The sequence below is a fragment of the Litorihabitans aurantiacus genome (assembly GCF_030161595.1).
In the GTDB taxonomy this organism is placed as follows: domain Bacteria; phylum Actinomycetota; class Actinomycetes; order Actinomycetales; family Beutenbergiaceae; genus Litorihabitans; species Litorihabitans aurantiacus.
On the sequence record NZ_BSUM01000001.1, the window covers coordinates 2,236,816 to 2,256,677 of the forward strand.

A 19,862-nucleotide genomic window follows, 5' to 3' on the forward strand; every position below is an offset into this window, starting at 1 on the left:
ACGCGGCGGCCCCCACTCGGTCAGGGTGGGGGCCGCCGTCGTGCACCCGGGCCGGGCGACCTCGCGGACGGCGCGCGTCCTCAGGTATCTTGACGTCGAGAGATCTGGTCCCCACCGCTGGAGGAGTCCGCCCCATGACCACGTCACGCATCATCTACACCCACACCGACGAGGCGCCGCTGCTGGCGACCTACTCGTTCCTGCCGCTGGTGGAGGCGTACGCGGCGAAGGCAGGCGTCGAGCTGACGACGCGCGACATCTCGGTGGCCGCGCGCATCCTCGCGCAGTTCCCGGACCACCTCGAGGCCGACCAGCGGGTCGAGGACGCCCTCGCCGAGCTCGGCCGCCTGGCGACGACGCCCGAGGCCAACATCATCAAGCTCCCGAACATCTCCGCCTCCATCCCCCAGCTCAAGGCCGCGATCGCCGAGCTGCAGGGCCAGGGCTTCGCCCTCCCCGACTACCCGGACAACCCGACCACCGACGACGAGCGCGAGATCCGCGCCCGCTACGACCGCGTGAAGGGCTCTGCGGTCAACCCGGTGCTGCGCGAGGGCAACTCCGACCGCCGGGCACCCGCGTCGGTCAAGAACTACGCCAAGGCCCACCCCCACCGCATGGGCGTCTGGAGCAGCGACTCGCGCACCCGCGTGGCGACCATGGGCGCCGGCGACTTCTTCAGCAACGAGCGCTCCGTCGTCGTGCCCACCGACGACTCCCTGACCATCACGCACGTCGCCGCCGACGGCACGCGGACGGTGCTCAAGGACGGCCTGCGCGTCCTGGCCGGCGAGGTCGTCGACGCCACCTTCATGAGCGCGGCCGCGCTCCGCACGTTCCTGGCCGCGCAGGTGGAGGCCGCGCGCAGCGAGGGCGTCCTGTTCTCCGTGCACCTCAAGGCCACGATGATGAAGGTGTCCGACCCGATCCTGTTCGGGCACGTCGTCGAGACGTTCTTCCCGGCGCTCTTCGACACCTACGGCGAGCAGCTCGCGGCCGCCGGCATCTCGGCGAACGACGGCCTCGGGGCCCTCCTCGCCGCCGTGGACCGGCTCCCCGACGGCGAGGCCATCAGCGCCGCCGTCACCCAGGGCCTGGCCGACGGCCCCGCCCTGGCGATGGTCGACTCCGACCGCGGCATCACCAACCTGCACGTGCCCAGCGACGTCATCATCGACGCCTCCATGCCTGCGATGATCCGCGGCGGCGGCAAGATGTGGGGCCCCGACGGCGCGGAGGCGGACACCCTCGCCGTCATCCCCGACTCCTCCTACGCGGGCGTGTACGCCGCCGCGGTCGAGGACTGCCGCGTCAACGGCGCGCTGGACCCGGCCACGATGGGCTCCGTCCCGAACGTCGGCCTCATGGCGAAGGCGGCCGAGGAGTACGGCTCGCACGACAAGACGTTCGAGGTCGCCGCGGCCGGCACGGTCGAGGTGAGCAACGGCGCGGGCGAGGTCCTCCTGAGCCACGACGTCGAGGCCGGCGACATCTGGCGCGCCTGCCAGACCAAGGACGCCTCGATCCGCGACTGGGTCAAGCTCGCCGTCACGCGCGCCCGCGCCACCGGCTCGCCCGCCGTGTTCTGGCTCGACGCCGAGCGCGCGCACGACGCCAACCTCATCGAGAAGGTGAACGCCTACCTGCCCGAGCACGACACGGACGGCCTCACGATCGAGATCATGGCGCCGGCCGACGCGTGCACCCACGCGCTGACCCGGGCGCGGCGGGGCGAGGACACCATCTCCGTCACCGGCAACGTGCTGCGCGACTACAACACCGACCTGTTCCCGATCCTCGAGCTCGGCACCAGCGCCAAGATGCTCTCGGTCGTGCCGCTGATGAACGGCGGGGGCCTGTTCGAGACGGGCGCCGGCGGTTCCGCCCCGAAGCACGTGCAGCAGCTCGTGAAGGAGAACTACCTGCGCTGGGACAGCCTGGGCGAGTTCTTCGCGCTCGCCGCCTCGTTCGAGCACCTCGCGACCACGACCGGCAACACCAGCGCCCAGGTGCTGGCGGACACGCTGGACGCGGCGACCGGCACGTTCCTCGACCAGGACAAGTCCCCGACCCGTCGCCTCGGCGGGATCGACAACCGTGGCTCGCACTTCTACCTCGCCCTGTACTGGGCGCAGGAGCTCGCGGCGCAGACGGTCGACGCCGAGCTCGCCGCCGCGTTCGCCGGCCTCGCGCGGACGCTGACCGAGCAGGAGGAGGCGATCGTGGCCGAGCTCGCGGCGGTCCAGGGCAGCCCGGCCGACATCGGGGGCTACTACCGGCCCGACGCCGCGAAGGCGGCGGCGGTCATGCGTCCCAGCCGCACCCTGAACGAGGCGGTCGCCGCTCTCTGACGGCGGCGGGCGCCACGCGCCCGACCACGACGCCGCGGGGCGCCGGAGGGACCTGCACGGTCCGGCCGGCGCCCCGCGGCCGTTCGCCACCGCTCGTGCCGCGCACGTGCCCACCCGCCCGCGCGTTCCCGCGCCGTCCCGATCCGTGACACCCGGCTCACGTCGAGACACCGTCCAGGAATCGGTGCAAGGATGCTCGGCGGCGTCGCTCGACGCCGCGACCACCGAGGATCCCTAGGAGCTGGACCATGTCCGCAACGAGCTCGGCACCGGCCGAGAGCCGCGACCCGCTCGACCCCGTCGACCCGGCCGGCACGGTCGGTCCCGCGGGCACCGTCGATCCCGTCGAGGCGGAGATCGCCCGCGAGACCGACGTCGCGCCGGAGTACGGCCTGCTCGCCCGTCTCGGGGCCGAGGTCTTCGGCACCTTCACGCTCGTCCTGATCGGCGTCGGGCTCGCGCTCTTCGCCCAGGTCAACGGCGTCGCCGGCAACGGCCTGATCGTCCCGCTCGGCTTCGGCATCGCCGTGCTGGGCGCCGCGAGCGCGGTCGGTCACGTGTCCGGGGGCCACTTCAACCCCGCCGTCTCGCTCGCCGGGGCCATCGCCGGTCGCATCTCGTGGGCCGACCTGGTGCCCTACTGGGTCGCCCAGGTGCTGGGTGGGACCGCGGCCGCGGCGCTGCTGTTCACGCTGGTCCCGCCGGACCTGCCGCAGGCCCTGGCCCCGCAGGACCCCACCGGCGCGGCCGCGGAAGCCACCACGACGACGTTCTTCGCCGGCACGGCCAACGGCTTCGGCGAGTTCTCCCCGCTGGGCCGGCTCACCAACGGCCAGTTCGAGTTCTCCCTGGTCCAGGCCCTCCTGGTCGAGGTCGTCGCGACCGCGATCTTCGTCGGCGTCATCCTCGGCGTCACCGACAAGCGCTCGCGCATCGCGTACGCGCCGGCCGCGATCGGTCTCACGCTCGCCGTCCTGATCGCCCTCGCGGCCCCGATCACGAACGGTTCGCTGAACCCCGCCCGTGCCACCGCGGCCGCGCTGTTCTCGGGCGGCGACCTCATCGGTCAGCTGTGGGTCTTCTGGCTCGCACCGCTCCTGGGCGCCGCCATCGCCGGACTCGTCTACCTCCTGGTCACCCCCGCCCCCAGCGCGGTGCAGGAGTGGCCCGAGACCGAGCCCGCGCAGGGCGAGGAGTCCGTCACGGCGACGGAGGCCACGACGACGACCACGGCCACCGCGGCGAACCCGCGCGCCGTGGAGGGCGAGGAGTCCGACGTCGACGCGATCGACGCGCTGCTGGCGCGCCAGGACCGGGCCGCGTCCGAGGCCACCGCCGGGCCTGCCGCCGACCACGCGGCGTTCGTCCCGGAGCCGCGGGACGTCGACGCGCACGAGGCCGCGACGCCGGGCGCCGACACCGAGCCGGGCACCGAGACGGACGGCGAGTCCGGAACCGACGCGAACGAGGGCAGGCCGCGCGCCTGACGCACGCTCCCGTCACCACGCACGAGGCCCCGGTCGGGGTGCTGCACCGCAGCACCCCGACCGGGGCCTCGTGCCGTCCCGTCAGAGGTCGGGGCTGAAGGAGAGGTAGCCGAGGGCCACACCCAGCGCGGCCAGGAGCACGGCGTCGAAGCCGCGCGAGCGGACGGCGAGAGCCCGGTCGCGCGGGAGGAACGCTCGCGCCGCGGCCAGGACGATCAGCACGAGCGAGAGCGCCTGCATCGCCACGCGCACCGACGCCAGGGCGAGCAGGGCCGCTCCCACCACACCCGCGAGACCCGTGATCTGGACGACGTTGACCCGCTGGCGCTCCACCCCGCGACCCTACCCTCGCCGTCGGGCGCCCACCGCGCGATCGCCCGACGGCGGAGGACCAGGACGAGCTCAGTGCGCGAAGTGGCGCGCCCCCGTGAGGTACATCGTCACGCCGGCCGCCTCGGCCGCCGCGACGACCTCCGCGTCCCGCACCGATCCGCCCGGCTGCACGATGGCGCGCACGCCGGCGTCGATGAGCACCTGCGCGCCGTCGGCGAACGGGAAGAACGCGTCCGAGGCCGCCACCGCTCCCCTGGCGCGCTCGGCCGACGCGCTCCCGTCGGTGGTGTCGAGACCGTTCGCCCGCTCCACCGCCAGCCGGCACGAGTCCACGCGGTTGACCTGGCCCATGCCGACGCCGACCGACGCGCCGCCCGAGGCGAGCAGGATCGCGTTGGACTTCACGGCCCGCACCGCGCGCCACGCGAACGCGAGGTCGCGCAGCGTGGCGGGGTCGGCCGCCTCACCGGTCGCGAGCGTCCACGACGCCGGGTCGTCACCGCCGCCGCCGCCGATCGCGTCGATCGCGTCGCGCTGCTGCAGCAGCACCCCGCCGGAGATCGGGCGGAGCTCGACGCCGCCGCGCACGGGCGGCGCCACCACCAGCACGCGGATGTTCTTCTTCCGCTTCAGGATCTCGAGCGCCTCGGGCTCGTAGGACGGCGCGAGGATCACCTCGGTGAAGACCTCGGCGACCTGCGCCGCCATGGCGGCGCTCACCTCGCGGTTGGCCGCGATCACCCCGCCGAACGCGGAGACCGGGTCGCACGCGTGCGCGGCGGCGTGCGCGTCCGCGACGTCGGTCCCGATCGCGATACCGCAGGGGTTGGCGTGCTTGATGATGGCGACGGCGGGCTCGTCGTGGTCGAACGCGGCCCGCCACGCGGCGTCGGCGTCGACGTAGTTGTTGAAGCTCATCTCCTTGCCGTGCAGCTGCTCGGCCTGCGCCAGGCCGGGGGCAGCCGCGCCGTCGACGTACAGCGCGGCGGCCTGGTGCGGGTTCTCGCCGTAGCGCAGCACGGCCGCCCGCTCCCACGTGGCCCCGGTCCAGGCGGGGAAGGAGGCCCCCTCCTCCGGCGCCACGACCTCGCCCATCCAGGAGGCGACGTCGACGTCGTAGCTCGCCGTGTGGCGGAACGCCGCGGCCGCGAGCGTGCGGCGCTGGGCCAGGCTGAACCCGCCGCGGGAGACGGCGGCGGCGACGTCGCCGTAGGACGCGGGGTCGACCACGACGGCGACGCTCGGGTGGTTCTTCGCCGCGGCGCGCACCATCGAGGGCCCACCGATGTCGATGAGCTCGATGCAGTCGTCCGCGCTCGCACCCGAGGCCACGGTGGCGGCGAACGGGTAGAGGTTGACGACCACGAGGTCGAAGGCGTCGATGCCGTGCTCGGCGAGGGTGGCGACGTGCTGCGGCAGCCGGCGGTCGGCGAGGATGCCGGCGTGCACGCGCGGGTGCAGCGTCTTGACGCGGCCGTCGAGCATCTCGGGGAACTGCGTCACCTGCTCCACGCCGGTGACGGGGACGCCGGCGGCGGCGATGGTGGCCGCCGTCGAGCCGGTCGAGACGATCTCGACGCCGGCGGCCGCGAGCGCGGTGGCGAGCTCGGTCAGACCGGTCTTGTCGTAGACCGAGACGAGGGCGCGGCGGACGGGGACGACGTCGGGCGTCGAGGCCGCGGCGGTCGGGCTGGTGGGGGCGGACGCGTGGGTCACGGGGTGCTCCTGGGGACGGGTCGTCGATCAGGTCACCCACCCAGGCGATCGGCGTGTGAGGTCGTGGCCAGCACCGGGCACGCTCCCCGGTGGTTGTCCACCTCGTGCCGCACCCGCCCGGTGGCGGTGCTGCGGCGTCGCCAGTCACGTACCCGGCGACGAGTCTAGCCGAGCAGCACGCGCCGTCCCTCGACGCGCCAGCCGCCACGGGCCATGCGCCCGACGACGTCGACCAGCTGGGCGCGCTCGGCCACCTTGATGCGCTCGGTCAGCGTGTCGAGGTCGTCGTCGTCACGCACGTCGACGACCGTCTGGGCGATGATCGGGCCGGCGTCGACCCCCTCGTCCACGACGAACAGCGTGGCTCCGGCGACCTTGACGCCGTGGGCGAGCGCGTCGGCCGGTGCCTGCATCCCGGGAAAGGCGGGCAGCAGCGAGTTGTGCGTGTTGACGTAGCGACCGGCGAACACTGCCAGGAAGTCGGCGCCCACGAGCTTGAGGAAACCGGCGGAGACCACGAGGTCGGGCTCGAGCTCGGCCACGCGAGCCGTCAGCGCCCGGTCGAAGTCGACGCGCTCGGGGTGGTCGCCCACCCGCTCGACGAAGGTCGGGATCCCACGCTCCCGGGCCAGCTCGAGACCCGCCGCGGAGTGGCGGTCCGCCCCCACACCGACGATCCGGGCGCCGTACGCCTCGCTCTCGCACGCCGCCAGCAGCGCGGCGAGGTTGGAGCCTCCCCGGAGATCAGGACGACGACGCGGGCGGGGCTCGGGTGGGTCACCCAGGCAGGGTAGCGGGCGCGGGCGGACCGGCTCGACCGCGCCCGCCACGCGTACCGACCACCGTCCGCGCCCGCCCCGACCACGATCGGGGACAATGGGAGGAGTCGACCGCCCGCGCGGCCGGCACGGAACCACGAGGACGGGACGGCAGTGACGGACCAGAACACGCCCGGGCACGACGACGCACCTCCCCCGAGGGCGGGGGCTACCCCTCCCCGCAGCGCGCCCGCGGGGCGGTCGCCCCGCCACCGTCGCCGCCCGCCCCGTCGCTACCGGCGCCCGACGAGCGGCCGTCCTCCCCGGGCCCTCGGCGCGACGACCGACGCCCCTCCGCCGGTGGCGGGGACGGCGACGGCGCGCCGGCGCCCGGCGCACGCCGTCGCGCGGTCGAGCTCCTCCTGCTCGTGCTGGCGGCCCTGCTGGCCACGATGCTCCGGCTGCCCTTCACGGTGCTCGGCCTGCTGCTCGCGGTGGTGGCGATCGTCGTCGGGATCCGCATGCTGATCGCGGCGCGCGGGACGGGCCGGGTCCAACCGTTGGTCATCGGTGCGCTGGCGATGAGCGGGTTCGTGGTGGTCACCTCGGGGGCCTCGATCGCCGCGTGGCCCGCACAGATGGCGCTCCAGGAGTGTCAGGACCGGGCCGTGACCAACACGGCCCGTGCGCAGTGCGAGGCGACGTTCACCGAGAACCTGTTCGACGCCGTCCGCGTCGGCTGAGCAGCCCCCGCGCACCGGAGCTTCCGGTGCGACCGGCCCGCCCGAGGCGACCCAGCACGCGCCCGGCGCGCTCGCGCGCGTCGGCGGCACGCTCGGCCACGGACCGCAGCACGGGGTAGCGCTCGGCCAGGTCGAGGCGCGCCGCACCCCACACCAGCAGCCACGCGATCGCGCCCCCGCCGGCGGCCGCCCCCGCCGCCGCGACGCCGAGCGGGAGGGCCGCGGTCCCGACCGCGGTGAGGGGGCCGATCGCCGCGCCGTCGACGCCGCCCGAGAGACCGCCCGCTACGCCGACGACGAGGCCCGTCACCCCGGTCGCGACGGCGAGCGCCGCGACCAGGTGCCACGGGTCCGCCGCGAGGCGACGCACCACCGGCACCAGCACCACGGCCGCGATCACGACGGCGAGGACGACCACCCCGGGCCCGGGACCGTCACCCGGCTGCGGCAGCGCGGCGAGCACCGGGACCACCGGCAGCGGCCCCTGCCCCACCCCGGAGGTGGTGACCTCGACGAGGCCGATGGAGAATCCGGGGCCGAGCCACCACGCGAGCGCCCAGACCGCGAGGGTCGGGAGCGCGAGGAGCTGGGCGACCACGAGGACCACCGTGCTGAGGGCGTCCGGTCCGAGGGCGCGCTGCAGCTCGACGACCGCGGCGGCGCGGACCAGGACGAGGGCGAGGACCGTCACCGCCCCGAGGGCGGCGAACGCGACGAGCAGCCGCGCCCCGGCACGGGCCCCCGCCACGCCCGCCGCGACCCACGGGTGGTCCGGCAGCTGCGGCAGCGCGCCGGAGCGGTGGGCGCCGAGCGTCACCGCGACGGCGATCAGCACCAGCGTCGTGACCACCGCGCGGGGAGTGGGCGAGGTCTCCGCGAGCGTGTAGGCCCCGCTGACGGCGACGCCGGCGGCTGCGGCGGCGACCAGGAACGCGACCGGGTGGGTCAGTCGGGCGCGGCGGACGCTCCCGGCGAGCGCGAGCGCGGTCAGCAGCGTCAGCGCGAGCGGGGCGAGCGTCACGCTCGTGACCGTGCCGTCGGCGGCGACGACCGTCATCTCCTGCCCGAGGCCGAGGAGCCAGCCGGCGCTGCCGCTGCGGGCGGCGTCGAGCCAGCTCGCCTCGCCCAGGGCCGGGGAGGACACGGTGGCGACGTAGGCGGCCACGACCGGGACGGTCACGAGCAGCCAGGAGAGGATGACGGCCTCGAGGCCCGCCCGGAGCGCGCGCAGCGCCTGGGGGCGCAGCACACCGGGCGCACGCGTCACGGGTTCGACGACGGCCCAGCGTCGGCCTCCGCCGTGGTCGCTCACGCCGCCCGGGGAGGCGAGCTCGAGCGCCCGGGTGTCGGTCTCGTCCGGGGCGTGGTCGACGGCGACGTCCCACCCGGCGGCGTTCCCGCCCCGGTCGCGCTCGCCCTGCCGCACCACGGTGCGCGGGCGCGTCGTGATCGCGGTGCCGCGCGAGGAGGTGGGGCGCGGCGTGAGGCGGGGAGCGGCAGGTCGTGACATCACGACCATGGTGCAACGCGAGGACGGCGTGGCCCGTGAGCCACGCCGTCCTCGTCGGGGTGCTGGTGCTGCAGGTGCTGCGGGCCCTGCCGGTCAGCCCAGGAGGTCCCGCACGAGCTGTGCGGTCTCGCTCGGCGTCGTGCCGACCTTGACGCCGGCGGCCTCGAGGGCCTCCTTCTTGGCCTGCGCGGTGCCGGCGGAACCGGACACGATGGCGCCCGCGTGGCCCATCGTCTTGCCCTCGGGGGCGGTGAAGCCCGCCACGTAGCCGACGACGGGCTTGGTCACGTTGGCCTTGACGAACTCGGCCGCGCGCTCCTCGGCGTCGCCACCGATCTCACCGATCATCACGATGACCTCGGTGTCGGGGTCGGCCTCGAACGCGGCGAGCGCGTCGATGTGCGTGGTGCCGATGATCGGGTCGCCGCCGATGCCGATGGCCGTGGAGAAGCCGTACTCCGAGAGCTCGTACATCATCTGGTAGGTCAGGGTGCCGGACTTCGACACGAGGCCGACCTTGCCCGGACCCGTGATGTTGGCCGGGATGATGCCGACGTTGGACTTGCCGGGGCTGATGATGCCGGGGCAGTTCGGGCCGATGAGGCGGACCCCTTGGCCTGCGCGAGCGTGAAGAACTCGGCGGAGTCGGCGACCGGGACGCCCTCGGTGATGATGACGACGAGCGGCACGCCGGCCTCGATCGCCTCGACGACGGCGCCCTTGGTGTGCGCCGGCGGGACGAAGATGACCGACACGTTCGCACCGGTGGCGGCGACGGCCTCGGTGACCGAGCCGAAGACGGGGACGTCGGTGCCGTCGAAGGCGACGGACGTGCCGGCCTTGCGCGGGTTGACACCGCCGACGACGGTCGTGCCCGAGGCGAGCATGCGCGTGGTGTGCTTCATGCCCTCCGAGCCGGTCATGCCCTGGACGATGACGCGCGAGTCGGCGTCGATGAAGATGGCCATGTCTGGTTTCAGTCCTTCGGGTTCAGGGAGCGGGGCTCAGGCGTTGGCCAGCTCGGCAGCCTTGTCGGCGCCGCCGTCCATGGTGTCGGCCAGGGTGACGAGGGGGTGCGCGGCCTGCGCGAGGATCGCGCGGCCCTCCTCCACGGCGTTGCCGTCGAGACGCACGACCAGCGGCTTGGTCGCGTCGTCGCCGAGGATCTCCAGCGCCTTCACGATGCCGTTCGCGACCTCGTCGCACGCGGTGATGCCGCCGAAGACGTTGACGAAGACGCTCTTCACCTGGGGGTCGCCGAGGATGACGTCCAGGCCGGCCGCCATGACCGAGGCGGACGCGCCGCCACCGATGTCGAGGAAGTTGGCGGGCGTGACGCCGCCGTGCTTCTCGCCGGCGAGGGCGACCACGTCGAGCGTGCTCATGACGAGGCCCGCGCCGTTGCCGATGATGCCGACGCTGCCGTCGAGCTTGACGTAGTTGAGGTCGTTCTCGGCTGCCTTGGCCTCGAGCGGGTCGACGGCGGAGGCGTCCTGGAGATCGGCGTGCTCGGGGTGGCGGAACGAGGCGTTCTCGTCGATCGAGACCTTGCCGTCCAGCGCGACGATCGAGCCGTCGCCGGTGCGGACCAGCGGGTTGACCTCGACGAGCGTGGCGTCCTCGGCCTGGTAGACGGTCCACAGCTTCTGGAAGACGTCGGCGACCTCGGGGGCCACGTCGGCGTCGAAGCCGGCGGCCTGCGCGATCTCGGCCGCCTTGGCGGCGTCGATGCCCACGGTCGGGTCGACGGCGATGCGCGCGAGCGCCTCGGGACGCTCGACCGCGAGAACCTCGATCTCCATGCCGCCCTCGACGCTGGCCATGGCCAGGTAGGAGCGGTTCGCGCGGTCCAGCAGCACCGAGAAGTAGAACTCCTCGGCGATGTCGGCGCCCTGCGCGATCATCACGCGGTGGACGGTGTGGCCCTTGATGTCCATCCCGAGGATCGCGGCCGCGTGGTCGTAGGCCTCCTGCGGGGACTTCGCGAGCTTCACGCCGCCGGCCTTGCCGCGCCCACCGACCTTGACCTGGGCCTTGACGACGACGACGCCGCCTCCCAGCGTCTCGGCCGCCGCGCGGGCTTCCTCGGGCGTCGTCGCGACGATGCCGCCGAGCACGGGGACACCGTGCTTCTCGAAGACGTCACGTGCCTGGTACTCGAACAGGTCCACAGAGGTCCTTCCGTTTCACGCCGGTTCCCGGCGCCTGGATGCCGAAGTGTCTCGACGTAGAGACATCGGCTCCACCCTAGCCGCCGCGCGGTCGCCGGGGTGCGCCCGAGCACGCCGGGCACCGCGAGTCGTGGCGCACCTCACGTCGGGCGCGGTGTCAGAAGGTCGCGCCCACACCGAACAGGCCGAGGGCCACGACGACGAGCACCGACCCGAGGACGACCGACACCACGCCGAGCGCCCGCAGGGAGCGCGGGACACGAGCGACCCAGGCGAGCTTGCGGCGCCCGTCGAGCACGACGTCGAGCTGCTGACCGATCTCCACCGGGCCGCCGGCGAGCGCGTGTCGCGCGGGCACGCGCACCGTCTCGGTGCCGTCGGTGAGCGGGCCGCCCTCGAGGGCGACGTCGAGGTGCAGCACCACGTCGCGCGCCTGCGGCACGACCTCGGCCACGACGGCGCGGCGGCGCCGGCCCGGCGAGGAGCGCCACAGCGTCAGGACCCCGTTCCCGAGGGCGAACAATCCGAGGGCGCCCAGGACGAGACCGAGCAGGGTGGCGAAGGGCACCGCCCGATCCTAGGGTGCTCGGCTCCGCTACAGCTTGGTGACCGGGGAGTAGCGCAGGAGCAGGCGCTTCGTGCCGCCCGAGCCGAAGTCGATCTTCGCGACGGCGCTGCTGCCGCTGCCCTCCAGCGCCACGACGGTGCCCATCCCGTAGCTGTCGTGGGTGACGCGCTCGCCGACGGCGAGGCTCGGCACGTCAGCTGCCGCGCGACCCGCTCCCCCACCGGCGCTGCCGGACGCCCCGGTGCGCGGTGCACCGAAGCTCCGCGTGACACCGCCGCGCGGTCCGGTCCCGCCGGACTCGCCCCGCCGGCCGCTGCCGTAGGCGGGTGAGAAGTCGCCGTCGTCGCCCCCGCGCGAGGCGCCCCCGTAGCCGCCGCGGGATCCGTACCCGCCGCCCCAGCCGCCGCGCAGCGTCTGCATGGAGGACTCCTCGCGGCGCCAGTCGAGCACGTCGGTGGGGACGTCGTCGATGAAGCGCGAGGCGGGCAGCTCGTTGGGCACGCCGAACGCCGTGCGCACCGCGGCGCGGGTGATGTAGAGCCGGTGGCGCGCCCGCGTGAGGGCCACGTAGGCGAGGCGGCGCTCCTCACCCAGCTGGTCGGGGTCGGCCAGCGAGCGCTGGTGCGGGAACGTGCCGTCCTCGAGGCCGGTGACGAACACGACCGGGAACTCCAGCCCCTTGGCGGTGTGCACGGTCATGAGCGTGACGACGCCGCCCCCGCCGTCCTCGACCGGGAGCTGGTCCGAGTCCGCCACGAGGGCGACGCGCTCGAGGAAGTCGGCCAGGTCGCCATCGGGGTCCGAGGCCGAGAACTCCGCCGCGACGGCGTGCAGCTCGGCCAGGTTCTCCACGCGCGTGGCGTCCTGCGGGTCGTCGCTGGCGCGGAGCTCGGCGAGGTAGCCGGACCGGTCGAGCGCGGCGTCGAGCACCTCGGCCGGGGTCGAGCCGGCGCCCGCCAGCTCGCGCAGCCCCGCCATCAGCTCGGCGAACTCCCTGACGGCGCCGCTCGCGCGCGCCGGCAGCCCGACCTCCTCGTAGCGGTCGACGGCGGCGCCGAACGAGATCCGCTCGCGCTCGGCGAACCAGGCCAGGGCGCCCTCGGTACGGTCCCCGATCGCCCGTTTGGGGACGTTGAGGATGCGCCGGATGTTGACGGAGTCGTCCGGGTTCGCGATCGCGCGCAGGTACGCGATGGCGTCCTTGACCTCGCGCCGCTCGTAGAAGCGTGTGCCGCCGACGACCTTGTACGGGATGCCCGAGCGGATCAGCACCTCCTCGAGGGAGCGCGACTGCGCGTTCGTGCGGTAGAAGACGGCGACGTCGCCCGGCTTCACCCCGTCGGAGTCCCCCAGGGCGTCGATCTCGTCCGCGACGAAGCGGGCCTCCTCGTGGTCGGAGTCGGCGACGTAGCCCACGACCTTGGGCCCGCTGCCCTCGGCGGTCCACAGGTTCTTGTCCCGCCGGCCGGGGTTGCGCGAGATGACCGCGTTGGCAGCGGACAGGATGTTCTGGGTCGAGCGGTAGTTCTGCTCGAGCAGGATCGTGCGCGCCTGCGGGTAGTCCTCCTCGAACTCGAGGATGTTCCGGATCGTGGCGCCGCGGAAGGCGTAGATCGACTGGTCGGCGTCACCCACCACGGTGAGCTGCGCGGGCGGGACGACGCCGGCGGTGGCCGTCTCCGGCGCGGCGGGCACGCCCTCCCCTCGGGCACCTCCCACCCCTGGGTGGCGACGCCGGCGAGCTCCTTCACCAGCACGTACTGCGCGTGGTTGGTGTCCTGGTACTCGTCCACCAGCACGTGGCGGAAGCGGCGCCGGTAGCTCTCCGCGACCGCGGGGAACGCCTGGAGGAGGTGGACGGTGGTGGCGATGAGGTCGTCGAAGTCCAGCGCGTTCGCCTGCCGCAGGCGGTCCTGGTACCCGCGGTAGGCCGCGGCGAGGTTGGCCTCGTAGACGTTCGTCTCGCTCACCGTGCGCGCGAACTCGTCGGGGTCGATGAGCTCGTTCTTCAGGTCCGAGACCCGGTTGCTGAACGCCTTCGGCGGGAAACGCTTCGGATCCAGGTCGAGGCCACGGCACACCAGCTGCATCAGGCGCTGGGAGTCGGCCGAGTCGTAGATCGAGAAGCTCGAGCGCAGGCCGAGCGCGGCGTGCTCGCGCCGCAGGATGCGCACGCACGCGGAGTGGAACGTGGAGACCCACATGCTGCGCGCGGGCGGCCCCACCAGCTCCTCGACCCGCTCGCGCATCTCCGCGGCGGCCTTGTTGGTGAAGGTGATCGCGAGCACCTCGCCCGGCCGCGCCTGGCGCGTGGCGAGCAGGTGCGCGATCCGGTGCGTCAGCACCCGCGTCTTGCCCGAACCCGCCCCGGCGATGATGAGCAGCGGCCCGCCGCTGTGCTCGACCGCCTCGCGCTGCTGCGGGTTGAGGCCCTCGAGGAGCGACTCCGGGGTGCGACCCGAGCGCGACCGCCCCGCGCCGCGCACGCCGCCCTCGCCGTCGGGCGCCTCACCCTCCCCGCCGCTGCGGGCGAGCGGGACGATCCCGGGCAGCCGCGCACCGGGCGCGGTCACCGCGAGGGCGCCGAGCGAGGAGGACGCGTCGCCGCGGCCGGGCAGGAGGTTGTCGAAGAGAGTCGTCATGGCCCTCCCAGGGTAGATCTCGCCACCGACAACGGTCGCCGACGCAGCGCCGGACCGATGAGTTGCGCCCGCGAGAGCGGTCACACCCTCGTCAGCACGGACCCGCCGCGCGGGCCCGACGCCACCACGCGAGGATCGAGCCATGACCGCAGCAGCCCTCACCCGCACGCTGGAGCGCCCCGGCGCGACCCTCACCTACGACGTCCGGGGCGACCTCGCCCGCCCCGGCGAGCACCCCTGCTCGTCGCGATCGGCTCACCGATGGGGGCGAGCGGGTTCCCCAGCCTGGCGAGCCACCTGACCGACCGGGTCGTGGTCACCTACGACCCGCGTGGCGTGGAGCGCAGCACGCGGCACGACGGCGAGGGCGAGCTCACCCCGCAGGTCCACGCCGCGGACGTCGCGGCGGTGATCGAGGCGGTCCTCGCCGAGGCACCCGCGGGCCACCCTGTCGACCTGTTCGCCTCGAGCGGGGGCGCGGTGAACGCGCTGGCGCTGGTCGCCTCGCGGCCCGACCTCGTGCGCACCCTGGTGGCCCACGAGCCACCCCTGTGCACGGTGCTGCCCGACGCCGAGCCGGCACTGGCCGCCGTCGAGCAGCTGTACGCGACCTACCGAGCCGACGGCCTGGGACCGGCGATGACGGGCTTCATCGTCCTGTCGCAGCACCGGGGCGAGGTCGACGGCGACGTCCTCGCCTCCCTCCCCGACCCCGCCGCCTTCTGGCTGCCGACCACCGACGACGGCTCCCGCGGCAACGCCCTGCTCGGGCAGAACCTCCGCGGCATCTGCGGCCACCGGCCCGATGTCGACGCGCTGCGGGCGGCGGCGACCCGCGTCGAGGTGGCGGTGGGGGCGGAGTCGGCGGGCGAGCTCGCGCACCGTGCCGGTGAGGCCCTCGCGGCGGCCCTCGGCTCCGCCCCTGTCGTCCTTCCCGGCGGTCACGGCGGCTTCCTGGGTGACGAGTACGGGATGGTCGGCGAGGCCGAACCGTTCGCGCGGCGCCTGCGCGAGGTGCTCGACCGCGACTGACGCGTCCGGGCGGCGGCCGTGACGGGAGCGCGGGGTGGCGGGGCACGCCGTCGTCGCTCCCCCGCACGGCGGAGGCGACGTGTCGGTGCCCCTCGCTACGGTGGCCGGGTGACGAACGACCCCGGCGAGACGACCTGGCGCCGCCCCGGCCCCACCGTGGGCGAGGGGCGCCGGGACCTCGCCGTCGCCGTCGGGCTCTTCGCGCTGTCGCTCGGGTCGCTCGTGCTCGGGCGGGCGTTCGGGATGTACGGCGAGGACGGGCAGCGGGTCGCCCTCCCCTCGCGGTGGGCGTCCTCGCCGTGACGACGCTGCCCCTGGCCTGGCGGCGCCGCTCGCCGAGCCTGGCGGCCGGCGCCGTCGCCCTCGCGTTCGTCGCCGTCGGTGAGATCCCGGTGCCCGAGGCGACCGTGACGAACATCGCGCTGTTCATGGCGATCTACTCCGTCGGGGCGTGGGAGCAGGACCGCCGCCGCGCCACGTGGGTGCGCGCCGCCGTCATCGGCGGCATGTTCGTGTGGCTCCTCGTCTCGCTGTTCCGGGCCAGCACGGAGGATCTCGGGTTCGACGGCGCGGGCGTGGGCGCGATGACGCCCGTGGCGGCATTCATGCTGCAGCAGATCCTGGTGAACGTCCTCTACTTCGCCGGCGCGTTCTGGTTCGGCAACCACGCCTGGAACGCGGCCCGCGGCCGCGCCGTCGGCGAGCGCCGGGCCGCGGAGCTCGCGCAGGAACGTGCCCGGCTGTCGCAGCAGGCGGTGACGATCGAGCGCCTGCGCATCGCGCGCGAGCTCCACGACGCGGTCGCGCACCACGTCTCCCTCATGGGAGTCCAGGCCGCGGCCGCCCGGGCACTGCTGGCGCACGACACGCGCGCCGCCGAGACTCAGATCGAGGCGCTCGAGGACTCCTCGCGCGCCGCCGTCGCCGAGCTCTACGACCTGCTCGGGACGCTGCGCGACGACGAGGCGGGCGACCCCGACTCCGCCCCCGGGCTCGCCGACCTCGACGACCTGGTCGCGGAGTCGCGCACCGCGGGGCTGCGCATCGACCTGCAGCGCGTCGGACACCCGCGCGCCGTCCCGATGCTGGTGTCGCTCAACCTCTACCGGATCACGCAGGAGTCCCTCACCAACGTCCTCAAGCACGCCGGCCCCGGCGCCGCGGTCGCGGTCCGGCTGCGGTACCTGCCCGCGCAGCTCGAGCTGGAGGTGTCCGACGACGGCGCGGGCCGGCCCGTGCGCGCCCGCGGGGCCGGGCTCGGGCTGCTCGGCATGCGTGAGCGGGTGGCCACGCTGTCCGGCACCCTCGTCGCGCAGCCGCGGCGCACGGGCGGGTTCCTGGTCAGGGCGAGCGTCCCGCTCTCGCCGACCGGACCGGCCGTCACGGCCCCACCGGCCCCGTCGGCGGCCGTCACGGCCTCACCGACCCCGCCGGGCGGCGAGCGGGTGTCCGCCGTCGTTCGCACCGACGTGCCCGACTCCCCCGGCGCCCCTCCCCCGCCTCACCCGCGTCCGCCCTGGAGAGCACCCGATGACCGTCGACCCCGTCCGCCTCGTCCTGGTGGACGACCACGCGCTCATGCGCGAGGGCATCCGCACGATCCTGCAGCTGCAGGGCGACCTCGACGTCGTGGGGCAGGCGGGCAGCGGCGAGGAGGCGATCGAGGTGGTGCGCCGCGAGCGCCCCGACGTCGTGTGCATGGACGTCGAGATGCCCGGGATCGGCGGGCTCGAGGCGACGCGGCGGCTCGTGGCGGACCCCGACGTCGACGCGCGGGTGCTCGTCCTGACGACCTTCGACCGCGAGGACTACCTGCTCGCCGCGCTGAGCGCGGGCGCCAGCGGCTTCCTGCTGAAGAACTCGCGGCCCGAGCAGCTCGCCGAGGGCATCCGGACCATCGCCGCGGGCGACTCCCTCCTCTCCCCCGAGGTCACGCGCGCCGTCATCGAGCGGGCAGTGGCCGGCGGTGGCACGCTCCCGGGTGCGGCCGAGGGCGCCACGGGAGGAGCGAGCCCGAGCGCGGAGGCGAGCGCCGCCGTCGGGACGCTGACCGAGCGCGAGCTCGAGGTCCTCGCGCTGCTGGCGCAGGGCCTGTCGAACGAGGAGATCGCGGGGCGGATGTTCGTCGGCCGCGCCACGGTCAAGACCCACGTCTCCAACGTGCTGATGAAGCTGGCCTTGCGCGACCGCGTCCAGGCCGTCGCGTTCGCCTACCGGCACGGCCTGGTCGAGCTCGGCTGAGAGCCCGCGGCACCCCGGGTCGACCGCGTCTCCGCCGCGCGGCGGAGAGCGAGATTCACCCGTGCGGCTGAGCCGCGGCGGGCACGACGTCCCTAGCGTGGAGGCATCCACCAGCGAGAGGGAGACGCGATGATCAGCCTCCACGGCGTCAGCAAGAGCTTCGGCACCCGAGAGGTGCTCACCGACCTCAGCTTCGACGTCCAGCGCGGCCGCCTCACCGGCTTCGTCGGCGGCAACGGGGCCGGCAAGACCACCACGATGCGCATCCTGCTCGGGGTGCTGCGGGCGAGCCGGGGTGAGGTCACCCTGGACGGGCGCCCCATCGACGGTGCCGCCCTGCGCACGTTCGGCTACATGCCGGAGGAGCGCGGGCTGTACCCGAAGATGGAGATCGGTGAGCAGCTGACCTACCTCGCGCGGCTGCACGGCATCGACAAGTCGGGCGCGAAGCGGCGCGCGGGTGACCTGCTGGAGCGCCTCGGCCTCGGTCCGCGCGCGAAGGACAAGCTCGAGTCCCTCTCGCTCGGGAACCAGCAGCGCGTCCAGGTCGCCGCGGCGCTCGTGCACGACCCCGACGTGCTGATCATGGACGAGCCGTTCTCCGGCCTCGACCCGCTCGCGGTCGACGAGGTCGTCACGGTCATCGGCGAGCACGCCGCCCGCGGCATCCCCGTGCTGTTCTCCTCCCACCAGCTCGACGTCGTCGAGCGCCTGTGCGACGACCTCGTGATCATCGCGGGCGGGGAGATCCGGGCGACCGGCACCCGCGAGGAGCTGCGCGACGCGCACTCCGGCGACCGGTGGGAGCTCGCCGCCGGCAGCGACACCGGCTGGGTGCGTGAGATCCCCGGTGTCGAGGTGGACGAGCTCGCCGGCGACCACGCGGTCTTCAGCGCGAGCCCCGAGGTCGCGCAGCAGGTGCTGCGCGACGCCGTCGCACGCGGCGAGGTGGCGACCTTCCGTCCCGTGCGCCCCACCCTCGGCGAGATCTTCCGCGACATCGTCGTGGACCAGCCCCGGCACGACGACGACCCCGACGCCACGACGTCCACGACCAGCGAGGAGGCCGCCTGATGTCCAACCTCACCACCGACCCCCGACCCACGGCAGCACGTCCGGACAACCCGTCAGGACCGACCGCCGACGACGGCGCGCCCGTCAGCGCCTGGAACGCCACCAAGCTCGTGGCCGAGCGCGAGATCTCCACGCAGGTCCGCACCAAGTCGTTCGTGATCTCCACGATCATCACCCTCGTGCTGATCCTCGGCGGGATCATCGCCTCCTCGATCTTCGGCCCGAGCGCGGGTGACGAGCCCGAGCCGGTCGACGTCGCCGTCGTCGGTGACGCGAGCGAGATCGTCGCCGGCGCCGCGACGCTGACGCCGGTCCCGGCCGACGACGTCGAGGCCGCGCAGGAGCTCGTCCGCTCGGGCGAGGTGGAGGCCGCCGTCGTCGCCGACGCCGACGCGCCGTCGGGCGTCCGGGTCATCGCCCTCGAGGAGGCTCCCGCCGACGTCGTGCAGGCCCTGTCGGTCTCACCCGAGGTGGAGATCCTCGAGCCGAGCGACACCTCCGACAACCTGCGGTTCCTCATCGGCGCCGCGTTCGGCTTCGTCTTCATGATCACGGCGATCGGTTCGGGCGCGATGATCGTGCAGAACACGGTGCAGGAGAAGCAGTCCCGCGTGGTGGAGATCCTGCTCGCCGCCGTCCCGGCACGGTCGCTGATGGCAGGCAAGGTGCTCGGCAACAGCGTGATCGGTGTGGGCAACGCCGCCGCGATGGCGGCCGTGGCCGCCCTCGGTCTCGCGGTGACGGGTCAGGGGGCGCTGCTGGACCTGCTCTCGGCCCCGCTGATCTGGTTCGTGATCTTCTTCCTGTTCGGATTCGTGCTCATCGCCGGCATCTTCGCCGGCGGCGCGTCCCTCGTCTCGCGGCAGGAGGACACCGGATCGGTGATGACTCCCGCGATGATGCTGATCATGCTGCCGTACTTCGGGGTGGTGTTCCTCTCGGACAACCCCGTCGGCATGGCGGTGATGTCCTACGTGCCGTTCACCGCACCGGTCGCGATGCCGGTCCGCCTGTTCTTCGGCGAGGCCGCGTGGTGGGAGCCGCTGGTCTCCCTCGGGGTCCTGGCGCTGGCGACCTTCGTGGTCATCACCCTCGCGAGCAAGATCTACACCAACTCGCTGCTGCGGATGGGCTCGCGGGTCCCGCTGCGCGAGGCGCTGCGCGGCGGCGCCTGAGTCGCACGACCGACTCCCGGGACGCCGACGGGCGCCGACCCCACGAGGGTCGGCGCCCGTC

At 74.2% G+C, this 19,862-nt stretch carries 14 protein-coding genes, 3 pseudogenes and 1 riboswitch; of the genes and pseudogenes, 9 read left to right on the top strand and 8 right to left on the bottom strand.

Features of this window, described 5'->3' with window-relative positions; genetic code table 11:
- Nucleotides 1–134 precede the first annotated feature (134 nt).
- Together QQK22_RS10580 and QQK22_RS10585 are read left to right on the top strand one after the other, a co-directional pair.
- On the top strand, nucleotides 135–2,351 hold the full coding sequence (locus QQK22_RS10580) for an NADP-dependent isocitrate dehydrogenase (protein WP_284250897.1): 2,217 nt from the start codon (nucleotides 135–137) through the stop codon (nucleotides 2,349–2,351).
- 248 nt (nucleotides 2,352–2,599) lie between these two features.
- The gene (locus tag QQK22_RS10585; protein ID WP_284250898.1) at nucleotides 2,600–3,838 is read left to right on the top strand and encodes an aquaporin; all 1,239 of its coding nucleotides are present in this window, start codon (nucleotides 2,600–2,602) and stop codon (nucleotides 3,836–3,838) included.
- Between the two features lie 81 nt (nucleotides 3,839–3,919).
- On the opposite strand, the gene QQK22_RS10590 is transcribed toward QQK22_RS10585, so the two are convergent.
- From QQK22_RS10590 to purN, 3 genes are all read right to left on the bottom strand, one after another.
- Nucleotides 3,920–4,171 (bottom strand): DUF3017 domain-containing protein, encoded by a 252-nt coding sequence (locus QQK22_RS10590; protein ID WP_284250899.1) that lies wholly within the window; start codon nucleotides 4,169–4,171, stop codon nucleotides 3,920–3,922.
- A gap of 69 nt (nucleotides 4,172–4,240) precedes the next feature.
- Complete coding sequence (gene purH / locus QQK22_RS10595; protein ID WP_284250900.1) at nucleotides 4,241–5,887, bottom strand: bifunctional phosphoribosylaminoimidazolecarboxamide formyltransferase/IMP cyclohydrolase; 1,647 nt, start codon at nucleotides 5,885–5,887, stop codon at nucleotides 4,241–4,243.
- Nucleotides 5,888–5,918: 31 nt separating this feature from the next.
- A riboswitch (ZMP/ZTP riboswitch) is annotated at nucleotides 5,919–6,045 on the bottom strand.
- A 6-nt stretch (nucleotides 6,046–6,051) separates the two neighbouring features.
- Nucleotides 6,052–6,717, bottom strand: coding sequence for a phosphoribosylglycinamide formyltransferase (gene purN / locus QQK22_RS10600; protein ID WP_284250901.1), 666 nt, complete (start codon nucleotides 6,715–6,717; stop codon nucleotides 6,052–6,054).
- Nucleotides 6,718–7,073: 356 nt separating this feature from the next.
- Between purN and QQK22_RS10605 the strand changes: the two genes are divergently transcribed.
- Nucleotides 7,074–7,388, top strand: coding sequence for a hypothetical protein (locus QQK22_RS10605; RefSeq protein WP_284250902.1), 315 nt, complete (start codon nucleotides 7,074–7,076; stop codon nucleotides 7,386–7,388).
- Here QQK22_RS10605 and QQK22_RS10610 read toward each other — a convergent pair.
- The 5 genes and pseudogenes from QQK22_RS10610 to pcrA form a co-directional block, all read right to left on the bottom strand.
- On the bottom strand, nucleotides 7,351–8,898 hold the full coding sequence (locus tag QQK22_RS10610) for a cell division protein PerM (protein ID WP_284250904.1): 1,548 nt from the start codon (nucleotides 8,896–8,898) through the stop codon (nucleotides 7,351–7,353). The genes QQK22_RS10605 and QQK22_RS10610 overlap by 38 nt on opposite strands.
- 93 nt (nucleotides 8,899–8,991) lie before the next feature.
- A pseudogene (gene sucD, locus QQK22_RS10615) lies at nucleotides 8,992–9,866 on the bottom strand (succinate--CoA ligase subunit alpha).
- A 36-nt stretch (nucleotides 9,867–9,902) separates the two neighbouring features.
- Nucleotides 9,903–11,069 carry an ADP-forming succinate--CoA ligase subunit beta gene (sucC, locus tag QQK22_RS10620; RefSeq protein ID WP_284250905.1) on the bottom strand — a complete coding sequence of 389 codons (1,167 nt, stop codon included), beginning with the start codon at nucleotides 11,067–11,069 and terminating at the stop codon, nucleotides 9,903–9,905.
- A 157-nt stretch (nucleotides 11,070–11,226) separates the two neighbouring features.
- Nucleotides 11,227–11,637, bottom strand: coding sequence for a hypothetical protein (locus QQK22_RS10625; protein WP_284250907.1), 411 nt, complete (start codon nucleotides 11,635–11,637; stop codon nucleotides 11,227–11,229).
- A 27-nt stretch (nucleotides 11,638–11,664) separates the two neighbouring features.
- Nucleotides 11,665–14,279 (bottom strand): annotated as a pseudogene (gene pcrA / locus QQK22_RS10630) (DNA helicase PcrA).
- Between the two features lie 261 nt (nucleotides 14,280–14,540).
- On the opposite strand from pcrA, the gene QQK22_RS10635 reads away from it, so the two are divergent.
- The 6 genes and pseudogenes from QQK22_RS10635 (at nucleotide 14,541) to QQK22_RS10660 (ending at nucleotide 19,801) form a co-directional block, all read left to right on the top strand.
- Complete coding sequence (locus QQK22_RS10635) at nucleotides 14,541–15,311, top strand: alpha/beta fold hydrolase (RefSeq protein ID WP_284250909.1); 771 nt, start codon at nucleotides 14,541–14,543, stop codon at nucleotides 15,309–15,311.
- Nucleotides 15,312–15,419: 108 nt separating this feature from the next.
- Complete coding sequence (locus QQK22_RS10640; protein ID WP_284250910.1) at nucleotides 15,420–15,614, top strand: hypothetical protein; 195 nt, start codon at nucleotides 15,420–15,422, stop codon at nucleotides 15,612–15,614.
- Nucleotides 15,611–16,615 (top strand): annotated as a pseudogene (locus QQK22_RS19320) (sensor histidine kinase); the annotation flags it as partial. The gene QQK22_RS10640 and the pseudogene QQK22_RS19320, both read left to right, overlap by 4 nt.
- Nucleotides 16,616–16,841: 226 nt before the next feature.
- Nucleotides 16,842–17,552 (top strand): response regulator, encoded by a 711-nt coding sequence (locus QQK22_RS10650; protein WP_284250912.1) that lies wholly within the window; start codon nucleotides 16,842–16,844, stop codon nucleotides 17,550–17,552.
- A gap of 129 nt (nucleotides 17,553–17,681) precedes the next feature.
- The gene (locus tag QQK22_RS10655) at nucleotides 17,682–18,626 is read left to right on the top strand and encodes an ABC transporter ATP-binding protein (protein ID WP_284250913.1); all 945 of its coding nucleotides are present in this window, start codon (nucleotides 17,682–17,684) and stop codon (nucleotides 18,624–18,626) included.
- Complete coding sequence (locus tag QQK22_RS10660) at nucleotides 18,626–19,801, top strand: ABC transporter permease (RefSeq protein WP_284250914.1); 1,176 nt, start codon at nucleotides 18,626–18,628, stop codon at nucleotides 19,799–19,801. The genes QQK22_RS10655 and QQK22_RS10660 overlap by 1 nt, the downstream gene beginning before the upstream one ends.
- Nucleotides 19,802–19,862: the final 61 nt, after the last annotated feature.

Excerpts from the sequence above, each read along its gene's own strand:
- QQK22_RS10580 (WP_284250897.1), top strand. The coding sequence starts at position 135 with ATGACCACGTCACGCATCATCTACACCCACACCGACGAGGCGCCGCTG.
- QQK22_RS10585 (WP_284250898.1), top strand. The coding sequence starts at position 2,600 with ATGTCCGCAACGAGCTCGGCACCGGCCGAGAGCCGCGACCCGCTCGAC.
- QQK22_RS10610 (WP_284250904.1), bottom strand. The coding sequence starts at position 8,898 with ATGTCACGACCTGCCGCTCCCCGCCTCACGCCGCGCCCCACCTCCTCG.
- QQK22_RS10635 (WP_284250909.1), top strand. The coding sequence starts at position 14,541 with ATGGGGGCGAGCGGGTTCCCCAGCCTGGCGAGCCACCTGACCGACCGG.
- QQK22_RS10650 (WP_284250912.1), top strand. The coding sequence starts at position 16,842 with ATGACCGTCGACCCCGTCCGCCTCGTCCTGGTGGACGACCACGCGCTC.
- QQK22_RS10655 (WP_284250913.1), top strand. The coding sequence starts at position 17,682 with ATGATCAGCCTCCACGGCGTCAGCAAGAGCTTCGGCACCCGAGAGGTG.
- QQK22_RS10660 (WP_284250914.1), top strand. The coding sequence starts at position 18,626 with ATGTCCAACCTCACCACCGACCCCCGACCCACGGCAGCACGTCCGGAC.